Below are 22278 nucleotides of genomic sequence, written 5' to 3'. Positions count from 1 at the left end.
GTTCCGCTCAGGGCGGAACCACCGGTCGAGATGCGTCGCGATCGGTCCGCGGCGAGTGGGAGGCACTTCATCGGCCTTCACGATCGGCGGGCCGGGAGAGTGCGTCGAAAGTTCCGGTCGGGTTCCTGTCTGTGGCGATGCGTGGCGTCTAGGCTCGTGAGCACGAGGTCGACCAATGGGGGTGGACCGCAGCGAGAAGGGGTTCTGCCGATGCCGGAGCCTGTGACGCAAACTCTCGATGTGCCAGGCGCGACGTTGACGTACGACGTGCGCGGCGACCTGTCCAACCGCCCGGTGCTGCTGATGATCGGTTCCCCGATGGGGGCGAGCGGTTTCCCGACCCTGGCGTCGTACTTCGAGGACCGCACCGTCGTGACGTACGACCCGCGCGGCGTCGAGCGCAGTGTCCGCGCCGGCGAGCCGACCGAGCTCTCACCCGACGACCACGCCGCCGACCTGGCCGCCCTGATCGACCACCTCGACGTCGGCCCGGTCGACCTGTTCGCCAGCAGCGGTGGAGCCGTGAACGCATTGGCCCTCGCGGCGCAACGCCCTGACCTGATCAACAAACTCGTCGCCCACGAGCCACCACTGGCCGGCATCGTCCCCGACCGTGAGGCCGCGCTGGCTGTCGTCGAGGACATGTACCAGACGTACCAGCGCGACGGCATGGGCGCCGGGATGGCGAAATTCATCGCCTTCGTCGGCTTCGAAGGTGAGGTCCCCTCCGACTACGCCCAGCGCCCCGCCCCCGACCCCGCGATGTTCGGCCTCCCCACGGACGACGACGGCAGCCGCAACGACGCCCTCCTCGGCCAGAACCTCCGTGGCTGCACGACGTACCTCCCCGACTTCGACGCCCTCCAGAAGGTGGCCGACCGCCTGGTCCTGGCAGCCGGCGAAGAATCCGGCAACCAACTGGCCGCCCGCGGCGCCCGCGCCGTCGCGGACCGCCTGGGCCTCACGCCCGTCACCTTCCCCAGCAACCACGGCGGCTTCCTGGGCAACGAATACGGCCAACCCGGCAAACCTGCCGAATTCGCCGCAAAGCTCCGAGAGGTCCTCACCTAGTTCGCGGTCTTGATCCAGCAATCCACGCTGGGTGCTGGCGCCGTCGTCCGCCGACCGTCGTGCGATACCGTGAAATGTGCGTACGGATGAGGTGCTGGTAGCGGAGGACATCGATCGCATCGCGGACGAGGCGATTGACAGCGAGTCGCCCGAGGAGCTGGCGGCGTCCCTGGTGGATGCTGTGGACCAAGGACGGGTGAAGGACGACGCTGACGCCGGCTACGCGCTGGTCGTCGCGGCTGAGATCACCGGTGGTGCCGGCCGTCCAGAGGCGGCGATCGCACTGGTAGAGCGCGGTATCGAGATTTACGAGCGGTCCGGCGGCGGGTCCGCCACCGATGCGAAAGCGTTGCGTGGCGACCTGTTGTTTCAGGTCGGCCGCGACGAGGAGGCGATGACGCAACTCTCGTCCGTACGTGAACTGCTGACCGAAGATCCCGTCGCGGCCACGGTCCTGAGCGATGTGCTCGTTGCGAACGGGCGAGCTCAGATCGCCGAGGAGTGGCTGACCGAGGCGCTGGAGAGCACTCTGAGCAGCCATCACGAGCTGGGGTCGAAGTCGTCCGAGCCGGGGTACGGCGAGGCGATGGTGGCGTTCGAGCTTGTCCAGGCCCGCCATCATGTACGGCACGAGCTCGGGCTGCCACACGATGCTTACGATGATCTGGCAGACGAATTGCTGGACGAGCTGGATGCGTCGTTCGACACCGGCGAGGACCCAGCAATCGTGTTCCTGCCGCAGCCGGAGTACGCCGAGGTGCTCCGGCGCTGGCCCGACCTGGCGCAGCACTGCGGCGCGACGTGGGACGAGCACCGAGCCCTCACTGAGCGGGGACTCAGGCACCTGGTGGGGTACGGCGCTGTCCGCCCGGCCTTGGTGCCTGGTTCGGTCGATGGCCTCGCAGACCTTGCGGCGACAGACGATTTCGACCAGGTCGGCATCGACGTTCTCCAGGCCTACGCCGATTCGCTCCAGGGGACGCACACCGCCGCGACCACCTGGCCGCCGGGGCGCAACGAGCCGTGCTGGTGCGGCTCCACGACCAAGTACAAGAAGTGCTGCTTCCCTCGCGCCTAACAACGTGCCGTCGCTGTGGATAACGAGGTCGTTGTGCATGGGCTCCGCCATAGCCTCGCGCTATGGGTGTGATGCCAGGACGACCTGAGGTCTTCTTACTCAGGGAAAGTGAGCGAAAGGTCGCCCCCGGAGGACCTGCCCTGGTAGGAGCCGACGGAGAACGCGATGAGGTGCCGCCCCGGGTCTACGAGGTGTTGCGTTTCGTCGAAGAGGTCTTGCGTAGCGGGTACGGGGTTCAGATCACGCCGCTACGCACCGAGTTGCCGATCGATGAGGCAGCCGACGCAATTGAGATGGACCGTGAGGAACTGCGGCTCTATGCCGGCCGGGGCGACATTTCGTTCCGATCGAGTCAGTACGTCGATTGGGTGCAACTCGCCGACGTCCTCGATCTGAATGCTCGCGTCAACGCCGAGCGAGAGCAGGCGTTGAGGGGGTTGTCAGCCGAGGAACCCTGGGGCGACGACTCCGGCCGTAGCGGGCGACAATGACCGAGCGACCCATAGCGTTCTTGGAGGCCAACGTCTTGCACGGGCAACTGACGACCGACGCACCCGCCGCGCGCTTGCCGGCCTCCAGGGCCGTTCCGCGTCCCCACAAAGGAACTGATCGCCAAATCTGACGCTTCGAGATCCGAACGCTTCACCGCGGGCAGAAGACCGGCTCTCTCCCTCCCCAGAGCCGGTCTCCTGGCACCGAATCACCTCGACAACGCGCCCTCGAAGTGACTGCCTTGGTAGTCCCATCCGGGAGAGACCTCGACCTGCAGCGTCGAGGCTTCGTGGGTCTTGGGGATCGCGAAGCCGTACCGTGCGGTCTTCTTCTTGCCCGGCAGAATCGACCCCTCGAATCCGAGACCAAGATTCTGCTCGCTGTCGAAAACCGATTCGGCCTGGTCGCCGTTCGGACCGCTCGCGAGCTTCACGTTCACGAGGCCGGTGTCGAAGGTGTTCGTGGATCCGTTCTGCAGCGTGACCGTCACGATGACGCCAACGTCTCCCGGCTTGCCGCCGGCGGCGTACTGACTGATCCGGAACCGCTTCAGACTCGTCACCTGAACCTTCATTCCATCGCTGTAGTCGAACCACTGTGACGCCCCGACTTTGGCCACCCGATCGTCATCGGTGGGTTCGGCTGCCGGCGGAGCGGTTGATTCAGCGGTCGCCGGGGGCTTCGCCGGCACGGACGCCTGGCTCGTCGGCGCCGTCGCCGTGGTCGCGGGCACCTCGGCCTTGGTGGCGGTGCTTTCCCTGGTCGCTTCGCTGATGCCGTTGGCCAGGACGGCGGCGCAACCACCCGCGAAGACGACGAAGACAGCCGTCACCACGATCACGATGTTCCGCACCGTGTGACGCTTCTTGACCGGTTGCGGTTGTTGCAGCTGTTGCGGCGGCAGGTCGGGGCGGTACTGGTGGTTTCGCTGGTTCTGCTGGTACTGAGACATGGGTGTCCCCCCCAAATGGCTCGGATGTGTGAGTGATTCGTGAGTGGAAAAGTCAGACGGCGGTGGCGCGCATCGCCGCGAGACCTGCGACCTTCGAGTGCAGGTGTCGCAGCTCCGAGAGAGTCGGCGCCAGCTCGTAGGCATGGTGATGACAAGCCCGGCTCAGGGCGTTCCAGGCGTACTCTGCCGTGCGGTGAAACTCCGTCGGGTCGAGCGCGTGCAGGACCGTGAGCCTCGATCGCATCCGGACCGGGTGCCGGAGGTCTCCGACGAGCTGCCGGCAGTAGCTCTCCACCTCGGCCTCGAGTGCCTGCCTGATGAGGAAGGCCGCGATCCTCGTCCACGCCGGTGTTGTGGCGCGATCACCGTCCAGAATGGACCGCGCGTACTCGAGTTCGCCGCTCATCGCCGGCGCCCCAGGATGTCGTCGACCGTTTCCCGAACGTCCTCGACGGCGCCCCGGGGCGAACCCGCCAGCTCGGTGTGGACATCCTTGCTGCACACGTCAAGCGTCCGCCTGCGGTGTGAGCGTGACCGCCAACGGCCGAGGTCGAAGGGTGCCGTACCGGACAGAGCGAGCACCACACGTTTGCTCGTCGTTGCTGCCGAGTCCCAAGAGGTCTCGACCTGCTGTCGAGGTGTCCCTTGAGTCAGCTGGTCGGCGAAGTAGACCTGATGAGCCGCCGCCTCGACCGCGAGCCGGACGTACGCCGGGACGGCCTTGCGGAGGACTCCGGCGGGCACGTTCTCGTCGGCGAGCAGGTCGGAGACGTCCTTGACGTACCGCTCCGCCGGCCACTGGCACGGCACGACGTGCACCGTGGAGTTCACTCCGCGCTCGACCTGAACGATCCTCGCGTCGGGCGCAGTACGGCGTACCGATTCGGTCAGCCGGTCGTCGTGGGAGAACACGACCACCTGCCGGTCCTTCGCGTACTCGACCAGTACCTCGGTCAACCCGTCGACCTTCTCCGGATCCATCGCCTGGACCGGGTCGTCCAGGACGACGAACCGCAGTGGGCTGGTCGCCGAGGTTGCTCTCGGCAAGAACAAGGCCAGCGCGACCGCGTTGAGTTCGCCCTGACTCATCACCGGCAGTGCGTCGGCAGGCTCCCCGTCCACCCGGGCCGCGAGGTTGACCTTGCCCATCTTGCGCTGACCGGACAACGAGATGGCATCGAGGTCGACGTTGCTCTCTTTGCGGAGGTGACTCCAGATCCACTTGGCCCTCTCGGCCAGCGGCTCAAGCCGCTGGTTCCGTAGCTGTACCGCGTTGTCCTTGAGCCAGAGGTGCGCTTTCTTGGCGTCGCCCAGGTCCTCCTTGCTTGCGTCGGCGGTGCGCCGGAGCTTGACCCATGCCAGCACATCGCCGGCAACCTCCTGCCAGTCGTCGTCGCGTTCGCGCAGCTTCCCTGCCGCCTCATCACGCAGCCGGGTGAGAACGTCGACGACCGGCGCGATGGTCGTTCCGAGATGACGCGCCAGCTCAGCATCCGATGTAGGCGCGTCCCGCCAGGTCTTCAGAACCCGGCGCGCCTCGTCGAGCGCCGTCAGCCCATGCATGTTGTCGGCGGTCGGCAGGACCGGTACGTCGAGCAGGCCGCGCGCTGCCGACGCTCGTACTTCGAGATCCCGTCGAGCGGTCCGGAGGGCGGCGAGCGATGCGCGGTCTGCGGCGAGACCAGTCTCAGCCCGCCGATGCCACTCCACGTCGAGCAGGCTGCCCTTGCAGACCGGGCAAACTTGGTCTCCGTGCCGGCTGTGGAAGGCCAGTGCCACCTCGATCAGCCGGCTCCGCATGTCAGCGCGCTCGGCGGCGTCGGTCGCGAGTTCGGCCAGCCGCTGGACAGCCTTGAGGAGATCGTCGGCCGCGGATTCGACTACTTGCCGGTCCGGTCAGCTCGCTGAGCGCGCGGAGCTGATCACCGACTCCGTCGGCCGGAACGGAGCTCAGTGCCGTCTTTGTCACCAAGTCCAGGTCCGGCTTCAGCTTGGCGAGCTGACCGGAGACCGCCGGCGCGCGGTCGTCGTCGATCGGCTCCAACTTCGCCTTGAGGGCACTCTTGGCTGCGTTGGCAGTGTCCGCGGTGGCCTTGAGCTCTTTGACCTGGGTGGCGAGCCGCTCGATACCGTCGGTAATCTGGTCGAGTCCGAGGACGCTCTCGAGGGATCGGTACAAATCGGTTGGAGTTCCCTCCAGACGCCGGCTGAGTTCGTCGTACGAGAGGATCGGGCGGTACAGCTCGAGCGCCTCGGTCCAGCCGAGTGAGTCGACACCGGACGTCCGCTTCTTGCCGTGCCGCTGGGTCCACACCTGTGCGTCATCGAGGCCGTCCGTCGGCGCCCAGTCGACGCCGATCTCCGTGCGCCCGTGGTCTTCCTCGGCGAGGGCGATCCGGATGCGGGTGCTTTCGAGCTGGTGCAGGTTGCGCCACGAGTTCGTCCAGAAGGCCTTCTTGCCCTTCCATCGATAGCTCTCGCCGGTCAACGCGAACTCGAGCGCCTCGGAGAAGCTCGACTTCCCCGAGCCGTTGCGGCCGGCAACGACGGTTAGGCCCGGCCCAGGCTGCAGCTCGAGGCGCGCCTCGGGGCCGATCCCGCGAAATCCGGCCACCGTGATCGAGGTCAGAAAAGCCCCGACAGGCTTCGGCGCCGCCCCCGTCACCGGCTCCGAAACCGCGGGCAGGTTCGCCGTCCCGCTTGTGCTCTCCGTGCTCGCCTCCGGACTTCCCGTACTCAGCTCGTCGTCGGCGCCGAACTCGTCCGCGAGCGCCTCCGAGCTGTCCAGCGCGGCCAGGACCAGCATCTTCTGACGCTCGGTCAGCGCCGAGTCCTGATCGGCCAGCACGACGACCGTGTCGACGACCGACGCATCCCCCGTCGTCCCCGGCTGGTGGTCGGACCTGGTGTCCGTCATCTCATAACCCCCTCGGTTTGTGAACGAGACCATGACAGCAACATCTGTGAACAATGTCAACAGACAATCTTCAAAGGGGTGTGTACACGGATTAGTGATTCGGTTAGAGTCGAGCCACCAACAGCGGGAGTTGACCATGGATCGAGCGGACACCGAGACCGGCGGTATCGGCGGCACCGACGGGGCGGCCGGAACTGTGTCCTCGGTCGGCATCGCACGCCTCGCGGGCGTCGGCCGGGCGGCAGTGAGCAACTGGCGCAAGCGGTACGCCGATTTCCCCGAGCCGATCGGGGGGACGCCGACCAGCCCGTCCTTCGACCTGGCCGCCGTCGAGCAGTGGTTGCGCGCCCAGGGGAAGCTCCCGGAGGTGAGCGAACCCGACCGAGCCTGGCGGGAGATCGCGGCGGCCACCGGCGGACCCGACCTGAGTACGGCGTTGTGGCTCGCCGGGCTGCTGCTGTTCCATCGATCGGTCACGGATGACGCGTCGAGCGTCGTACCGTCACCGAGTGCCCTCGCTGCTTCGGCTGGTACGGCGAGCGGCGAGGCCGAGAAGCTGTTCCGTGCCGAGCTGCCCGATGCGTGGCTGCCCTGGCAGTCGACCGTCTTGTCCACCGTCGCCGCAGTGGACGGCGATCCGGTGGAGATCTTCGAACGTTTCTACACCCAGTACCTCCGGATGCGGGGTGCCACCTCCGACTATGTGACGCCGCAACCCGTGGCGCGACTGATGCTGTCCTTCATCTCGGGTCCGCGGCGGCAGGTCACGGACGTGATGGATGCAGCCTGTGGCACCGGGTCCCTGCTGGTGGAGGCGGCTCGCAGCGCACCCGGCATACGGGTCTTCGGCCAAGATCTCGATCCGGCGGCCGCCTGCATCGCGCAGATCCGGCTCCTGCTGACGGCGAAGAATCACTCCGCTGTCATCCGGGTCGGTGACTCGCTCCGGACCGACGCCTTCCCGGGGCTGCGGGTCGACCTCGTCGCCTCCAATCCGCCGTTCGGTCTGCACGACTGGGCCGACGATCAATTGGCCTTTGATCCGCGCTGGGAGTACGGCGGCCTTCCCCCGCGGACCGAGCCCGAGTTGGCGTGGGTGCAAGATGCGTTGGCTCACCTGCGCCCCGGCGGTCAGGCCGTCCTCTTGATGCCGCCCACTGCGGCGTGGCGGTCGGCCGGACGGCGAATTCGCGGGGAGTTGCTGCGTCGCGGCGCAGTGCGGGCGGTGATCGCCTTGCCGTCGGGTTTGCTGCCGGCAACGTCCGTCGGGTTGCACTTGTGGGTGCTGCAACGCCCGGTCGACGGGTACGTCGCTGACCGCGTGCTGATGGTGGATGCCTCACGGGTTCAACCGGCAACGGCGGAGGGCGTGCGGCAGTTGGCAACCGCCGCCTGGCGTTCGTACGAGCGTGATCCGGCATCGGTCGAGGAACGGCCCGGACAGGTGAAGCTCGTTCAGGTGATCGACCTGCTCGACGAGGAGGTCGACCTGACGCCCGGCCGCCGGCTCGCCGTACCTGATGACGTGCCCGTCGATCCGTCCGAGTTGCTGGCGTCGGAGAAGCAGGTCCTTGGACGACTGCGCGACGTCGCCAAGCGTGTTCCGGCGCTGGCCGCGGCGGACGAACCCGTCCTGTCGAAGGCGCGCAGCCTGACGTTGGAGGAACTCGTCCGGAACGGCGCTGTCGAGATCATCCGGGGATACTCCCGGATGAGCGTCGATGCCGACGTCGCATCCGAGCCTGGTCTGACCGGCGGAGATGTGGTCCGGGGCAGCGCGCCCAGCGGCCGGGCGCCCGGGACCGCCGTACGGATCGAAGCCGGCGACGTCCTCGTGCCGGCGATCGGATCGTCCGTGGTGGCGCGGGTTGCGACGGACGAGCAGGTCGGCGTACGGCTCGGTCAGCATGTGAGCCTCGTCCGAGCCGATCCCGCAACCGTCGACCCGTGGTTCCTCGCGGGCATGCTGACCGCTCCCGGCAACCGTCGGGAGGCGACGCGGCAGTCCTCCGGGACGCGTGACATCGTCCGGGTCAACCTCAAGCGGCTGCAGGTCCCGCTGCTGCCGATCGAGGAGCAACGACGGTACGGCGAAGCATTCCGGTGGTTGGCCGAGTTCGACGCGATGGTGGACAAGGCCGCGGAGGAGACCCACCGCCTGGTGAGGGACCTCTCCGCGGCGCTGACGCGGGGGACCCTTGTGCCGCAGAACGATGCGTGAGATGACAGTGTGTAACGATCGCTGGTTCCGCTGTAACGGTGCGGAGCATGCCGGCGATGTGCTGACGACATGTATGACAGGGGAGAGGGAAACCGGTGAGTGACACCACGCCGAAGAATCTGGCGAACTTCATCTGGCAGGTGGCCGACCTGCTGCGGGGGGACTATAAGAGGTCGGACTACGGCAAGGTCATCCTCCCGTTCACCGTCCTCCGGCGCCTTGAGTGCGTCCTGGAGCCGACGCGCGACGCGGTACTGAAGGAGGCCCAGAAGTGGGCCGGCGGCTCGGTGGATCCCACTCGGTTCCTGACGAAGCAGTCGGGTCAGAGCTTCTACAACCTCACCAAGCTGACGCTGACCTCGGTGGCGAACGCGCCCGACGACGCTGTCTCGAACCTGAATGCCTACGTCAACGGTTTCTCGCCGAACGCGCAGGCGGTCTTCGAGAAGTTCCGGTTCGCCGAGCAGGTCGCCTATCTGTCCGACGCCGGCCTTCTGCACCTGGTCGTGGCGCGCTTCGCCGACGTCGACCTCCATCCAAATCAGGTGTCGAACCACGAGATGGGGTACGTCTTCGAGGAGCTGATCAGGAAGTTCGCCGAAGACTCGAACGAGACCGCCGGTGAACACTTCACCCCGCGAGAGGTCATCAAGCTGATGGCCGGTCTGCTGATCGCGCCCGACCTCGCGGACCTGCAGGTACCCGGGGCGAGTCGCAGGGTGTACGACCCGGCTTGCGGTACGGGCGGCATGCTGACGGCGGCAGAAGACTTCATCCTCTCGCACAACACCGCGGGACAGGTCTTCTCGTTCGGACAGGAACTGAACCCGGAGTCGTGGGCGATCTGCCGCTCCGACCTGATGATCAAGAATCAGAACCCGGACAACATCAAGCTCGGCAACTCGTTCACCAACGACCAGTTGGAACACGAGACGTTCGACTACATGCTGTCCAATCCGCCGTTCGGCGTGGAATGGAAGAAGGCCCAGGCCGAGATCGTTGACGAGGCCAACGGAAACCGGGGGCAGAACCGGTTCCGGGCCGGACTGCCGCGGATCAACGACGGCTCGCTGCTGTTTCTGCAGCACATGATTTCGAAGATGCGTCCGGTCGGTGAAGGTGGCAGCCGGTTGGCGATCGTCTTCAACGGTTCGCCGCTGTTCACCGGCGCAGCGGAGTCCGGCGAGTCGAAGATCCGTCAGTGGATCCTCGAGAACGACTGGCTCGAGGCGGTCGTCGCGCTGCCGGATCAGCTCTTCTACAACACGGGAATCTCGACGTACTTCTGGATCCTGACGAACCGCAAGGCGGCCGCGCATCGCGGCAAGGTCGTGCTGCTGGACGCACGCGAGCACTGGGCGAAGATGCGCAAGTCGCTCGGTGACAAGCGCAAGTACATCACCGACGAGCAGATCGAGGAGATCCAGCGCCTGTACGCCGACGCATTGTCGGTCGCCGGCGATCCGGATCATGAACTCCACGGCAAGGTGAAGGTCTTCCGCAACGAGGACTTCGGGTATCACCGGATCACGGTCGAACGTCCGCTGAAGCTGCGCTTCGAGGTCACCGAGGAGGCCCTTGCCGACCTCGAACTGGCACTCAAGTCCGGCAAGACCACGTCGAAGTACGAGGGCCGTGATTCCTTGCTGTCTGCCTTGCGGACCTTGGTCGGCAAGGAGCCGTCGTTCAAGAAGACCGAGTTCGCCGCGACGCTCCGCGCAACCCTCGCCGGCGTCGGCAAACTACCCGCACCCGTCGACAAGGCCGTCTGGTCCGCCCTCTCGGTCCGAGACCCCGAAGGCGAAGTCCAACTCAAGAAGGGCACCCCCGAACCGGACCCCGACCTCCGAGACTACGAAAACGTCCCCCTCGACGAGGACGTCGACGCCTACCTGGAACGCGAAGTCCTCCCCCACGTCCCCGACGCCTGGATCGACCACACCAAGACAAAGATCGGCTACGAAATCCCCTTCACCCGCCACTTCTACACCTACACCCCACCCCGCCCCCTCGCAGAAATCGACGCCGAGCTCCGTAAACTCGAGGCGGAGATTCAGGAGCTCCTCGGCGAGGTGACGTCGTGACTCACGTTCTGGGAGCTGAGCTTCCTGCTGGATGGTCTGCCGCACGGCTGAAAGATTGCACGTCATTTCTGAATCGCGGCACGCCGCCGAACTATGCGGATGATGGCGAGGTCCGGGCAATCAGTCAAGCTGTAAACCAGCGTGACGGCCTCGAATGGAACAAGTCGCGATATCACTCATGCAACGGTGATCCGTCACGGGTGCGCGGCTATCTGCATGCTGGAGACACCCTCGTAAACTCGACAGGCACGGGGACGCTCGGCCGTGTTGGGTACTTCGACAGCAGTCCAGATGATTTACCTTGCATGGCGGATGGGCATGTCACGGTAGTCAGAACTCGACCGGACGTTCTTTGGCCGCGGTTTGCATATTACTGGCTCACGTCGGCGCCGTTCCAGGACCTGATCTCGTCGGTTCTCGCGGTCGGTGCGACGAACCAAATCGAGTTGAGTCGGGAACGGTTAAGTGAAGCGCCGGTCCCTCTGCCTCCACTGGAGGAGCAGCGGCGCATCGCCGACTTTCTCGATGTCGAGACGGTTCGTGCTGATCGGTTGCGAGCCGCGCGCGAACGCCAGCTAAGACTCCTGTCTGAGCGTGAGCTTTCACTGATTCGTGCTGAGATCTCTGGGGCGGACACCGGGCGGCGTCGCGAATGTGCCTCGCTGCCTTGGATTGGCAGCATTTCATCCGATTGGCCAATCGCTCCGGTGTATTCGCATTACGACGTGCAATTGGGAAAGATGCTGACTGCAGATCGCGCGGCAACTGGAAATCTCAGGCCGTATCTACGGAACGCGAATGTTACTTGGTACTCCGTGGACACCAGTGACCTTGCGGTCATGGACTTCCCGCAACATGAGTATCTTCAGTATCGGGTACTACCTGGCGATCTCTTGGTTTGCGAGGGTGGCGCCGGTGTTGCTGAATCTGCGGTTTGGCGTGGCGGTGTCGAAATCTTCTTTCAGAAATCCCTGCATCGCGTGCGTAGTCGTGGTGCACTGCCTGTCGAATGGTTGATGTACTGGTTGCGACTTGCCAAATATTGCGGTCTCTTTGCCTCAGTTGGGAATGTGGCCACGATCCCTCATCTGACCCGCGAGCAATTGAAGGAGCTGAGAATCGCGGTTCCGCCCGATGCGTCCAAGCGGGTCGGGCGGATTGAAGATTATCGGCGTTCTAATGTCGAAATGATTCGACTGCTACGCAAAGCGAATCTGGTGCTCGCTGAGCGGCGGCAGGCGCTCATTACTGCTGCAGTTACGGGCCAGATTGACGTGACTACTGCGGGGGGAGTTGGGGTGGCGTGAGTCGAGGGGATTCAGAGTTGGCGTTTGAGGAGAGTGTGGAGGGGGCTCTGCTGGCTGGGGGGTGGGTCAGGGGGCGGCCTGATACCTACGATCCGGAGTTGGGGTTGGATCTGGGGCAGTTGATGCCGTTTGTGCAGGCTGTGCAGCCGGAGGTTTGGGATCGGCTGGTGAGGTTTGCCAACAACAATCTGGCTGTTGCGGAGCGGGATCTTGCGCGGGTGGTGGCGAAGGAGATCGATCAGCGGGGCGTCCTCGACGTACTGCGGAACGGGATCAAGGACCGTGGCGTTCGCATCCGGCTCGCGTACTTCCGGCCGGCGCACACCGTCGCCGACGACGCGCTCGCGGAGTACCAGCAGAACCGGCTGTCGGTCACTCGCCAGCTGCGGTACAGCATGGATTCGACCAAGTCGCTCGATCTGGCGTTGTTCGTCAACGGCATCCCGGTTGCGACCGCCGAACTGAAGAACCCGCTCACCGGGCAGACCGTCGAGCACGCCAAGGAGCAGTACCGCAACGACCGAGACCCGAAGGAGTTGCTGTTCGCGCGCCGGGCGCTGGTGCACTTCGCGGTCGACCCGGAGCTTGTCTTCGTCACGACTCGTCTGCGTGGCAAGGACACTGTCTTCCTTCCGTTCAACCAAGGCACAGGCGGTCCGGGCAACATCGGTGGCGCCGGCAATCCGGTCGTGGACGGCGAGGGGTCCGGGTACCGAACGGCGTACCTGTGGGAGGAGACGTGGCAGTTCGACAATTGGCTCGATCTGCTGAAGCGCTTCCTCCATGTGGAGGATCCGACGACCTCACGCTCACGCGGACGCTCGAACGGGCGGATCAGCGTCCACGACCGCCCGCTGATCTTCCCGCGTTATCACCAGTGGCACGCCGTACGCCGACTCACGGAGCACGCCGCTCGCCATGGATCCGGCAACAACTACCTCGTCATGCATTCGGCGGGCTCGGGTAAGTCGAACACGATCGCCTGGCTGGCCCACCGATTGTCGACTCTGCACGGTTCGGCCGAGCCGGGCACCTTGGACGACGAGGCGGTACGCGATGGTCGGATCGCGGCGAACGAGCCGGTCTTCCACAAGGTTGTCGTGATCACCGATCGCTCGGTGCTGGACAAGCAGCTGCAGGACACGATCTACCAGTTCGACCACACACCGGGCGTGGTGGAGCGCATCACCGGTATCGGTGGATCGAAGTCGGCCGAGGTCGCCAGGGCGCTGGCCAACACTGCGACGAAGATCGTCATCGTCACCGTGCAGACCTTCCCGTACGTCCTCGAAGGCGTTTCGAGCCTGGCGGACAAGCGCATCGCGGTGATCGTCGATGAGGCGCACTCGGGCCAGTCCGGTGATTCGATGACGAAGCTGAAGAAGGTACTGCGCGGCCTCGGCGCCGAGGAGTCCGGTGACGACGACGATCCACTCACTTCATCGGCGATGGCGCGCGGACGGCACCCGAACTTGTCGTACTTCGCCTTCACGGCGACTCCGAAGGCAAAGACGCTGCAGCTGTTCGGTGTCGACGATGCTCTCGGCAACAAGCGCGCGTTCCACATCTATTCGATGCGGCAGGCGATCGAAGAGGGTTTTATCCTCGATGTCCTGCGGAACTACACGACCTACCAGACGTACTGGCGGGTCGCGAAGGCAGGCGCCGAAAACATCGAGGTCAACCCGGACAAGGCCGGCAGCGAACTGGCCCGCCTGGTCTACGCGGACCCGGCCACGCTGCAAGCCCACGCCGAGATCATCCTTCGGCACTTCCAAGCCAACACTCGCCGCCAGCTGGGCGGCCGTGCGAAGGCCATGGTCGTGACCCGTTCGCGGGAAGCCGCCTTCCGGATGTACCAGGCACTCCGCAGCAAGATCGACGACCTGAGCATCGCGGACCCTGGAATCCTGGTCGCGTTCTCCGGGAGTCTGACGATCGACGGAGACGAGTTCACCGAGTCCAGGATCAATGGACTGTCCGAGAGTGAGCTCCCGGACGCGTTCGCCTACACCCGCGCGGACGACCCGCACGCGAAGTCCCGGTCCGACGCTCGCGACGATGGGCAGGGACGTCAGGAGTACCGGATCCTGGTTGTGGCCGACAAGTACCAGACCGGCTTCGACCAGCCGCTGCTGACCACGATGTACGTCGAGAAGCCGTTGGCGAGCGTCGCCGCCGTACAGACGTTGTCGCGGCTGAACCGCACTCACCCGTTGAAGAGCCAGGAGGATCTGTTCGTCCTGGACTTCGCGAACGAGGCCGAGGACATCCAGAAGGCGTTCAAGCCGTACTACGAGGAAGCGGTGACGACACCGGTCGATCCGAACCTGCTGTACCCGAAGCAGCGAGCCGTGATGGATCACCAACTGATCCTCGAGTCGGAGCTGGACTCGTTCGCCGAGGCCTACCTCTCGTCGCAGCCGAGCTCGGTGATCGAGGACGGCGGCCGCAGCTGGGAGCGCAAGCATGCGGATCTCTACAAACACATCGATCCGGCGGTCGGTCGGTTCGACCGCCTCTCGTCGGAGGACCGTGAGGCTGCGGAGCTCTTCCGCAGCGATCTGTCCGACTACGTTCGCAAGTACGGTTTCCTCGCGCAGGTCATGCAGTTCACCGACCGGGAGCTCGAACGGCTCTACCTGTACGGCAAGCATCTGCTCAACCGGCTGCCGCAGCGGCGTAGCCCGAGCCTGGACATCGGCGACATCGATCTCACGCATCTCCGGGTCAGCAAGACCGGCGAGCACGACGTCGGTCTCGAGCCCGAAGGCGAGCAGGAGCTGCCCGGGTTCGACGACGGTGGCACCGGCATCCTGCGAGATCCGAAGACCGCGCTGTTGTCGGAACTCATCGAGGACTTCAACAACCGGTACGGCTTGGGGCTCAGCGACGCCGACAAGCTCATGTACGAGGAGCGTGTCACCGCGGCGATCGAGGATCCGGACCTGCAGCAGGCGGCGCTCGCGAGCCGCAACGAGGGCGACTTCGAGCTGCCGTTCAACAAGCGTTTCCAGGACATCATGGTCGAGCGTGCCGAGGCCGACACCAAGTTCACCGAGAAGTACTTCTCCGACGAGGAGTTCCAAGGCCGCCTGACCCGCGAGGCCCGCAAGGCGGCGTACCGCATGATCCGCCGTCGCCACAACCTGCCCGAAACCTGAGCCGGGCGCATGGGCGACGCGCGGACAGTTCGGTGGGATCTGGGGGAGGAGAGGCGTGGCTGAGCAGTCGAGGGTCATCGCCGGCCGGTACGAGTTGACCGCGCCGCTCAAGCACGGCGGGATGGGCGAGGTGTGGCGGGGGTACGACACCGTGCTCGACCGCGACATCGCGGTCAAGCTGATTCGTCCTCAGGCCATCGTGTCGGACGAGGATCGCGAAGAGCTGGTCGGGCGGTTCCGGCGCGAGGCCAGGGTGACGGCGAAGGTCGAGCATCCCGGCGTACCGGCTGTGTTCGACGCGGCGTTCGACGGGTCGACCGATCAGCTTTTCATCGTCATGCAGCTGGTCCACGGCGTGTCCGTGTCGGACGTATTGGCCGAGCAGGGCCCGCTGTCCGTGCCGTGGGCAGCCTCGGTCGGCGCGCAGATCTGCTCAGTGCTGAGTTATGCCCATGCAGTACCGATCGTCCATCGGGACCTGAAGCCCGGAAACGTCATGATCGACCAGGGCGGCGTGGTCAAGGTGCTGGACTTCGGGATCGCGGCACTGCTGCGGAACGACGTCACGAAGCTGACCTCGACCGGCCGCGTGGTCGGCACCAAGCCGTACATGTCACCGGAGCAGATCAGGAACCTCCCGATCACCCCGCAGACCGATCTGTACGCCCTCGGCTGTCTGCTGCACGAGATGCTGACCGGCCACCGAGCCTTCGACGCCGACGACGAGATCGCATTGATGTACCAGCATCTCGAGGACGACCCGCAACCGCTCCGCGAGCTGGATCCCGACATCCCCGCCGAAGTCGAGCGTCTCGTGGTCGAGCTCCTGGCCAAGCATCCCGGCGATCGCCCGGAGAACGCCTGGGCGGTGTACGACCGGCTCGCTCCGCTGCTGCCGGCGATCGACCGGAGTACGCCGGACGGCGAGCAACCCGCCGGCGTCGTACCGGATCCGACGCGCCCGTATCGGCGCCCTGCAGCGCCGCGTCCGCGACCCGTCTATCGGCCGGAATCGGCGGTGCCGACTGAGCCGATGGTTCCGGCGGCCCCTGCCGTCAGCGCCACCGAGCTCGAAGAGGTGTTGGACCAGGCGGAGTCCTTGATCGGCGAGGAGCGGTTCACCCAGGCAACCGACTTGCTGAGCGAAGTGCTGCCCGGCGCGGTGTCGGCGTACGGTCGTGACAGCGGCGCGGTGGTCGACCTGCGGATCAGGCGTGCCGCGGCACTGTTCCTCGGTGGCGACTACCGCAAGGCAGCGCCCGAGTTCGACGCCTTGGCCACGACGGTGGCCAAACTCGACGGGCCCGACAGCGAGGAGGCGCTGGACTACCGGCGCCAGGCGGTAGTGTGCCGCATCGCCCTCGGCGAATCGGCTCGAGCGCTGACCGAACTCGAAGAGATCGTCAGTGCGTACGAGCGGCTCGATCCGCAGGGGCGTGAGTATCTGGAATTGAGATTGAGTCTCGTTCGGCTCCGGCTGGGCGTGGGGCAGGATGGACAGGCCCGGCAGGAGCTGCGCGAACTCTCCCAGGAGGCGAACGCTCGTCTCGGTGAGAACGATGATCTGACGGTGGAGATCGCGGCCCTGCTGGGCCGCTTGCAGAGCGAATCCGCGCAATAGACAAGGGGGGCGATGGTGGAGGACGAGGTTCAGCTGGTCGGTGATGGGGAGGGTCTGGCGGTCATCGGTGATCCGGAGGCTGTCAGGAGGTTCTTGGTGTCTGAGGGGTTGACGGAGACCGAGGACCTCAGGCTGCCTCGGCTGAAGTCGGTTCTGGGGACCGGGGCTGTGGTTGCGCAGGCCGGGTCGGAGGTTGCCGCGAACTCGGGGCGCTGGCTGAAGGTGACGAAGGAGTCTGCGCACCTCATCGATAAGTTCGGCCTGAGGAAGAGCGCGGACACCGGGCTCAGTACTGGAGTGCTCAAGGGGAGTGGCGGGCAGATCAAGGGGTTCGTCCAGTTCGTGCGGGGGCCTGGTGCTCTGCTGACGAACCCGGCGGTGCTGGCCGGCGCTGCGGGCATCATGGCGCAGTTGGCGATGCAGCAGGCGATGGACGAGATCACCGACTATCTCGCCACGATCGACGAGAAGGTCGACGACGTACTGCGTGCGCAGAAGGACTCGGTGGTGGCGGACATGGTCGGCGTGGACTTCGTGATCGAGGAAGCCATGACGATCCGGGAGCAGGTCGGCAATGTCTCGGAGGTGACCTGGTCGAAGGTGCAAGCCACCACGTTGACGATTGCGAAAACCCAGGCGTACGCGCTGCGTCAGCTCGACGGGCTCGCTCAGAAGACGGAGCGGGCGGTCAAGATCGGGGACCTTGCCAAGACGGTCACGAAGGTCGAGCCGCAGGTGCGCGAGTGGCTTGCTGTGCTGGCTCGGTGTTTGCAGCTGCAGGACGCGATCGCCATTCTCGAACTCGACCGCGTTCTGGGAGCCGCTCCGGAGGAACTGGACCGCCATCGGCTGGCGCTCCGGGTCGCGCGGAACAAGCGGCTGGGGCTCATTGCCGAAAGCACCGAAAACCTCATGGCTCGGATGGATGTGGCCGCCGGTACAGCCAACGCCAAGGTGCTGCTGCACCCCGCGTCGGCCCGGGAGATCGTGCAGTCGAGCAACCACGTTGTGGGCGCTGTGGGCGAGTTCCACGAACGGCTAGGAATCGAGTCCGGCTCGCAGACACTCTCGGCTCGTCGCTGGTCGGAGGCTGCCACGGAGGTTCGTGACAAAGCGCTCGAAGCGGGCTCCGACGGAGTAGCCACAGCGCGCCGCTTCAGCAACGAAACCCTCGATCGAGCAAAGTCGGCCACCGGAGTGGTCTCCACCCGAATCACCCGACAGGCCTTCCGCCGCCGCAAGGACGAGAGCCGCAACCAGGACGAGGCTGCGCGTCAGGATGTGACTGCGGGCCAGTACGAGAACCCGGACGAGGAAGTCTGAGCTCGTGTTCACGCCGGGTGAACCGGTCACAGGACCGCGTCGACGTACTGAACCCCCGACCGACGTGGTGGAGGACCTGACTCGTGCCACTGGGGTGTGTTAGTCCGAGGCGATGTCGAGGGCGTGAAGGATCGCTTTGACTGCGGGGGTGAGCGGGTCGTGCGGAGTGCTCGTGGCCGGTGATGCGAACGGTGATTTGCTGCAGGGGTCGTAGTGTCTGGACGATCCTGCGGATGCTGAGGCCGGTTCAGTTTTGCAGGTGGCGCGCGACGGCGAGGGCTGCGATCACGGCGGCGAGGTGGGCCTCGATGGTGTCGCGGGTGTGGTGGGACATCGGCCTGGCGCGCAGGTCGGTCTTGGACATCCGGAAGGACTCTCGACGTGCCCGATATAGCCGTCGATCGAGGCAGCGACGGAGAGAACTACGTACGGTCGGTTCGGCATAGGGCCATCCTGCCGTAGTCAGCTCCATCTCTGTGTCCGAGCTGCGTGGCGCCCATGACGTCGGGGCTGTCGCGGATCGCCTGCCTGGCCGTCAGTCGCACGCGAGCGCCAGCTCGCAGTTCGTCGGCGACAGCCGACAGGCCCCGGCGTCAGCCGGGAACAGATGGACCGCGCCAGGCCGGGGTGGGTGGGAGCGCGCCGAGCGGGTGCGCGGAGCGACGACGTAGGCGCCTGCGGAGCACGCGTGGGCAGACAAAGCGGCCGCCCGGAGAAGGTGTCTTCGGGCGGCCGCGGTACGCCAATTACTTCTTGACGGTCTTGTTGTACTGGTCGATCTGGGGCTTGATGGAGTCGGCGGCGGCCTTCATGGCTTGGGCCGGGTCGGTGCCGAGGACGGCTTTCTCGAGGCCGTCCTCAGCGGCCTTGCGGGCCTGCGGCATGACGCCGAGGATGCAGCCGGAGGAGGCGTTGGTCGGCTTGGTGTTGTGGAGCTGGGTGATCGCGGTGGTGAACTGCGGGTACTGCGCCACCCACGCCTTGTCCTCGGGCTCGTCGAGCGCCTTGGAGTTGATCGGGAAGTAGCCGGTGCCGGTGTGCCACAGCGCCTGCTGCTTCGGCGACGACGCGAACTTCACGAACTCCCAGGAGGCGCGCTTCTCGGCGTCGGAGTGACCTGAGCCGTTGATCCACAGCGAGGCGCCGCCGATGATCGGGCCGCCGGTGTCGGCGGCGGTCAGCTTCGGGAAGGGCGCGGTCACCACGGTGAACTTGCCCTTGGCGGCGTCGAGGTAGCCGCGCAGCGAACCGGTCGACTCCAGGTGCATCGCCGACGTACCGGACTTGAACACGGCCTGTGCGTCGTCGGTCTTCTTGCCGGTGTTCGGCATCAGGCCCTGCTTGACCATGTCCTGGTACCAGGTCGCGATCTTGACGCCCTGCTCGTCGGCGAAGTTGACCTTGGTCGCGAGGTCCTTGCGGCCGTTCTCGTTGTCGCAGTACGTCGTCCCGGACTGGGCGATGAGCTGCTCGACGAACCACCCGTAGATCGCCGCGTTGAAACCGTACTGGACGGTCTTCCCGCCCTGCTTCACGGTGAGCTTCTTCGCCGCGGCCATGATCTCGTCGAGGTTCGACGGCGGCTTGTTCGGGTCGAGGCCGGCCTTCTCGAAGGCTTCCTTGTTGATGTACAGCAACGGCATCGAGGTGTTGAACGGCATCGAGTTCAGCTGGCCATCAATGGAGTAGTAGTTCGCGATGTTCGGCTCGATCGAGTCCAGCGAGTAGCCGTCCTTGTCGGCGAACTTCTGCACCGGCACGATCTGCTTGGAGTCGATCATGAACCGCGAGCCGATGTCGTAGATCTGGACGACCGAGGGTGTGTTGCCCTGCTGCACCGACGTCTTGTACTTGGTGATGGTGTCGTCGTAGTCGCCCTGGTAGACCGCGGTGACCTCGATCTTGCCGGAGTTCTCGGCGTTGAAGGCCTTCACCAGCTTGTCGACGGCGGCGCCGTTCGCGCCTTTCATGCCGTGCCAGAAGGTCACCTTGGTGACCCCGCTGGCGTTGTCGAGCGCGCTCGCGTCCGGTGCGTCGAGGGCTCCGCTGCCGGACTCGCCGGAGTCGGAGCTGCCACCGCAGCCGGCCGCGACCAGAGCCAGCGCAGCCAGCAGCGAGGCCGCGCCCGCCGTACGTCGGAGGGATCTCATCAGAACCAACCTTTCTCAGCGAATCGCACCCGCGGTCAGCCCGCGGACGATGAAGCGCTGGCCGAAGATCACGATGGCCAGCGTGGGCAGGATGGACAGGGTGACGCCGGCCAGGATCAGTCCCGGGTCGGCGGCCTCCGCGTCGTTGAGTTGGCTGATGCCGATCTGCAAGGTACGGCGAGACGCCGTGTCGCCGATCAGCAACGGCCAGAAGAACTGGTTCCACGCGGACAGGAAGACGTACAGCCCGACCGCGGCCAGCGCGGGCTTGTTCAGCGGCAGCAGGATGCGGCGCAGGAACCGCCAGTGCCCGCAGCCGTCGATGGTGGCCGCGTCGCGCAGCTCCAGCGGGAACTGCAGGAACGACTGCCGGAGCAGGAACACCCCGAACGCGTTCGCGAGGAACGGCAGCACCAGAGCGATCATGGTGCCGGCGTACGTCGCGGTCAGTCGCTCACCGCCGAACGACCAGCCGGTGATGGTCAGGTAGTTCGGCAGCACGATCGACTCCCACGGGACCATCAGCGTGGCCAGGAAGAGCCCGAACAGCACAGTGCGTCCCCACATCTTCATGAACACGAACGCGTACGCCGCGAGCACGCTGGTGATCAGCTGCGAGAGCGTGATGATCGACGTCTGCAGGATCGAGTTCAGGTACTGCTGCCCGATCGGCGTACCGGACGACGTGGCGCCCTGGTAGTTGCCGGTGAACAGACCGCGCGGGAACAGGTCCGGCGGGTACGACGAGATCTGCCCGGGCGACATGAACGACCCGGCGATCACGTAGTACACCGGGAAGACCACCAGCAGGGCGGCTCCGACGAGGACGACGTAGGTGATGATGCGACCCGGCCTCACTTGTAGTGCACCCGCCTTTCCAGGACGCCGAACTGGATCGCCGTACAGGCGAGCAGGATCACCAGCAGCACGATGGCCTGCGCGGACGCGGCGCCGAAGTCACTGGCGTTGTTCGCGAACGCGGTGTGGTAGATGGAGTAGACGAGCGTCTTCGTCGACTGCTCCGGGCCGCCCTCGGGGGTGAGGATCTTGATCTGACCGAAGCCCTGCAGCGACTGGATCGTCGAGATCACGATCAGGAAGAACAGTTGCGGGCCGAGCAGCGGGATCGTGATGTACCGCGACAGCCGGAAACCGCCGGCGCCGTCGAGCGTGGCCGCCTCGTTGATCTCGGTCGGGATCGCGCCGATGCCCGCGGACAGGACCAGCACGTTGTACCCGATGCTCATCCACACCGTGGTGATCGCGACGCTGATCAGCGCCCACGAGGGGTCGGTCAGCCACCCGATCCGGTCGACGCCGAACCGGCCGAGCAGACCGTTCGCGAGCCCGATGGCCGGGTTGTAGATGGTGGCGAAGATGACCGACGCGCTGGCGACCGAGAACGCGAACGGCAGCGCGAACGCGGTCCGGAAGATCCGGATGCCGCGGATGTGCTGCTCGAGCAGCAGGACGACGAACAACGCGCCGAGCACGCCGGGGATGACCGTGAGCAGGACGAACGCGAACGTCACCCAGAGGATGTGCCGGAACTCGGGCGACCCGAGCATGTCGCGGTAATGCTGTAACCCGACGTACGCGTCCGGCCGGCCGAACAGGTCGGAGCCGTGCAGCGACAGCGAGACGGACTTGCCGAGCGGCCAGATGATGAACAGGGCGAACACCACGAGGCACGGCACGAGCATCAGCCAGGACAGCAGCGACGCCGGGGTGGGGCGGCGGCGAGCAGCCGGGATCGTGCGGCGGGGATCACCCGCCGGGGCCGGGCGACGAGCACCCGGGGGTGCGCTTGTTGTAGTCAATCGTTTACCTCCAGTGGTGCGCAGTCTTACACCGCCAAGGGCCGCGATGGCGAGGGCTCGCGCAGGATCACGGCGGAT

General features: G+C 65.7%; 16 protein-coding genes. 9 read left to right on the top strand and 7 right to left on the bottom strand.

Features of this window, described 5'->3' with window-relative positions:
* The first annotated feature begins 210 nt into the window (after window positions 1–210).
* The 3 genes from AB0B82_RS19160 (at window position 211) to AB0B82_RS19150 (ending at window position 2640) form a co-directional block, all read left to right on the top strand.
* Window positions 211–1071: an alpha/beta hydrolase gene (locus tag AB0B82_RS19160; RefSeq protein ID WP_360169744.1), complete on the top strand. Its 861-nt coding sequence runs from the start codon at window positions 211–213 to the stop codon at window positions 1069–1071.
* A 76-nt stretch (window positions 1072–1147) separates the two neighbouring features.
* Window positions 1148–2149: an SEC-C metal-binding domain-containing protein gene (locus AB0B82_RS19155; RefSeq protein ID WP_360169741.1), complete on the top strand. Its 1002-nt coding sequence runs from the start codon at window positions 1148–1150 to the stop codon at window positions 2147–2149.
* A 62-nt stretch (window positions 2150–2211) separates the two neighbouring features.
* Window positions 2212–2640 carry a hypothetical protein gene (locus tag AB0B82_RS19150; RefSeq protein WP_360169738.1) on the top strand — a complete coding sequence of 143 codons (429 nt, stop codon included), beginning with the start codon at window positions 2212–2214 and terminating at the stop codon, window positions 2638–2640.
* 209 nt (window positions 2641–2849) lie between these two features.
* Here the strand turns inward: AB0B82_RS19150 and AB0B82_RS19145 are convergent, their stop codons facing one another.
* Genes AB0B82_RS19145 through AB0B82_RS19130 form a run of 4 tightly spaced genes read right to left on the bottom strand, consistent with a single transcriptional unit; the run spans window position 2850 to window position 6510 of the window.
* A complete protein-coding gene (locus AB0B82_RS19145) occupies window positions 2850–3593 on the bottom strand; it encodes a hypothetical protein (RefSeq protein ID WP_360169735.1) in 744 nt (247 codons plus the stop codon).
* A 52-nt stretch (window positions 3594–3645) separates the two neighbouring features.
* Entirely contained in the window at window positions 3646–3999 is a 354-nt protein-coding gene (locus tag AB0B82_RS19140; protein ID WP_360169732.1) for a hypothetical protein, read from the bottom strand.
* Window positions 3996–5393 carry a hypothetical protein gene (locus AB0B82_RS19135; RefSeq protein WP_360169729.1) on the bottom strand — a complete coding sequence of 466 codons (1398 nt, stop codon included), beginning with the start codon at window positions 5391–5393 and terminating at the stop codon, window positions 3996–3998. The genes AB0B82_RS19140 and AB0B82_RS19135 overlap by 4 nt, the downstream gene beginning before the upstream one ends.
* A gap of 1 nt (window position 5394) precedes the next feature.
* The gene (locus AB0B82_RS19130; RefSeq protein ID WP_360169726.1) at window positions 5395–6510 is read right to left on the bottom strand and encodes an ATP-binding protein; all 1116 of its coding nucleotides are present in this window, start codon (window positions 6508–6510) and stop codon (window positions 5395–5397) included.
* Window positions 6511–6646: 136 nt separating this feature from the next.
* On the opposite strand from AB0B82_RS19130, the gene AB0B82_RS19125 reads away from it, so the two are divergent.
* From AB0B82_RS19125 to AB0B82_RS19100, 6 genes are all read left to right on the top strand, one after another.
* Entirely contained in the window at window positions 6647–8731 is a 2085-nt protein-coding gene (locus AB0B82_RS19125; RefSeq protein WP_360169723.1) for an N-6 DNA methylase, read from the top strand.
* 95 nt (window positions 8732–8826) lie between these two features.
* A complete protein-coding gene (locus tag AB0B82_RS19120) occupies window positions 8827–10815 on the top strand; it encodes a class I SAM-dependent DNA methyltransferase (RefSeq protein WP_360169720.1) in 1989 nt (662 codons plus the stop codon).
* Complete coding sequence (locus AB0B82_RS19115; protein ID WP_360169717.1) at window positions 10812–12122, top strand: restriction endonuclease subunit S; 1311 nt, start codon at window positions 10812–10814, stop codon at window positions 12120–12122. Before AB0B82_RS19120 ends, AB0B82_RS19115 begins: the two co-directional genes overlap by 4 nt.
* A 167-nt stretch (window positions 12123–12289) precedes the next feature.
* Entirely contained in the window at window positions 12290–15286 is a 2997-nt protein-coding gene (locus tag AB0B82_RS19110) for a type I restriction endonuclease (RefSeq protein WP_360169714.1), read from the top strand.
* Window positions 15287–15341: 55 nt separating this feature from the next.
* Window positions 15342–16907, top strand: coding sequence for a serine/threonine-protein kinase (locus tag AB0B82_RS19105; protein WP_360169711.1), 1566 nt, complete (start codon window positions 15342–15344; stop codon window positions 16905–16907).
* Window positions 16908–17003: 96 nt separating this feature from the next.
* On the top strand, window positions 17004–18230 hold the full coding sequence (locus AB0B82_RS19100) for a hypothetical protein (RefSeq protein ID WP_360169708.1): 1227 nt from the start codon (window positions 17004–17006) through the stop codon (window positions 18228–18230).
* Between the two features lie 746 nt (window positions 18231–18976).
* Here AB0B82_RS19100 and AB0B82_RS19095 read toward each other — a convergent pair.
* Genes AB0B82_RS19095 through AB0B82_RS19085 form a run of 3 tightly spaced genes read right to left on the bottom strand, consistent with a single transcriptional unit; the run spans window position 18977 to window position 22200 of the window.
* Window positions 18977–20380, bottom strand: coding sequence for an ABC transporter substrate-binding protein (locus AB0B82_RS19095; RefSeq protein ID WP_360169705.1), 1404 nt, complete (start codon window positions 20378–20380; stop codon window positions 18977–18979).
* Window positions 20381–20395: 15 nt separating this feature from the next.
* Window positions 20396–21238 (bottom strand): carbohydrate ABC transporter permease, encoded by an 843-nt coding sequence (locus tag AB0B82_RS19090; RefSeq protein ID WP_360169702.1) that lies wholly within the window; start codon window positions 21236–21238, stop codon window positions 20396–20398.
* Entirely contained in the window at window positions 21235–22200 is a 966-nt protein-coding gene (locus AB0B82_RS19085) for a sugar ABC transporter permease (RefSeq protein ID WP_360169699.1), read from the bottom strand. The genes AB0B82_RS19090 and AB0B82_RS19085 overlap by 4 nt, the downstream gene beginning before the upstream one ends.
* Between the last annotated feature and the right edge of the window lie 78 nt (window positions 22201–22278).

Source organism: Kribbella sp. NPDC048915, assembly GCF_040649595.1.
In the GTDB taxonomy this organism is placed as follows: Bacteria; Actinomycetota; Actinomycetes; order Propionibacteriales; family Kribbellaceae; genus Kribbella.
This window is presented reverse-complemented; position numbering and strand designations above follow the sequence as displayed.

Excerpts from the sequence above, each read along its gene's own strand:
- AB0B82_RS19160 (WP_360169744.1), top strand. The coding sequence starts at position 211 with ATGCCGGAGCCTGTGACGCAAACTCTCGATGTGCCAGGCGCGACGTTG.
- AB0B82_RS19150 (WP_360169738.1), top strand. The coding sequence starts at position 2,212 with ATGGGTGTGATGCCAGGACGACCTGAGGTCTTCTTACTCAGGGAAAGT.
- AB0B82_RS19145 (WP_360169735.1), bottom strand. The coding sequence starts at position 3,593 with ATGTCTCAGTACCAGCAGAACCAGCGAAACCACCAGTACCGCCCCGAC.
- AB0B82_RS19140 (WP_360169732.1), bottom strand. The coding sequence starts at position 3,999 with ATGAGCGGCGAACTCGAGTACGCGCGGTCCATTCTGGACGGTGATCGC.
- AB0B82_RS19135 (WP_360169729.1), bottom strand. The coding sequence starts at position 5,393 with ATGCGGAGCCGGCTGATCGAGGTGGCACTGGCCTTCCACAGCCGGCAC.
- AB0B82_RS19130 (WP_360169726.1), bottom strand. The coding sequence starts at position 6,510 with ATGACGGACACCAGGTCCGACCACCAGCCGGGGACGACGGGGGATGCG.
- AB0B82_RS19125 (WP_360169723.1), top strand. The coding sequence starts at position 6,647 with ATGGATCGAGCGGACACCGAGACCGGCGGTATCGGCGGCACCGACGGG.
- AB0B82_RS19095 (WP_360169705.1), bottom strand. The coding sequence starts at position 20,380 with ATGAGATCCCTCCGACGTACGGCGGGCGCGGCCTCGCTGCTGGCTGCG.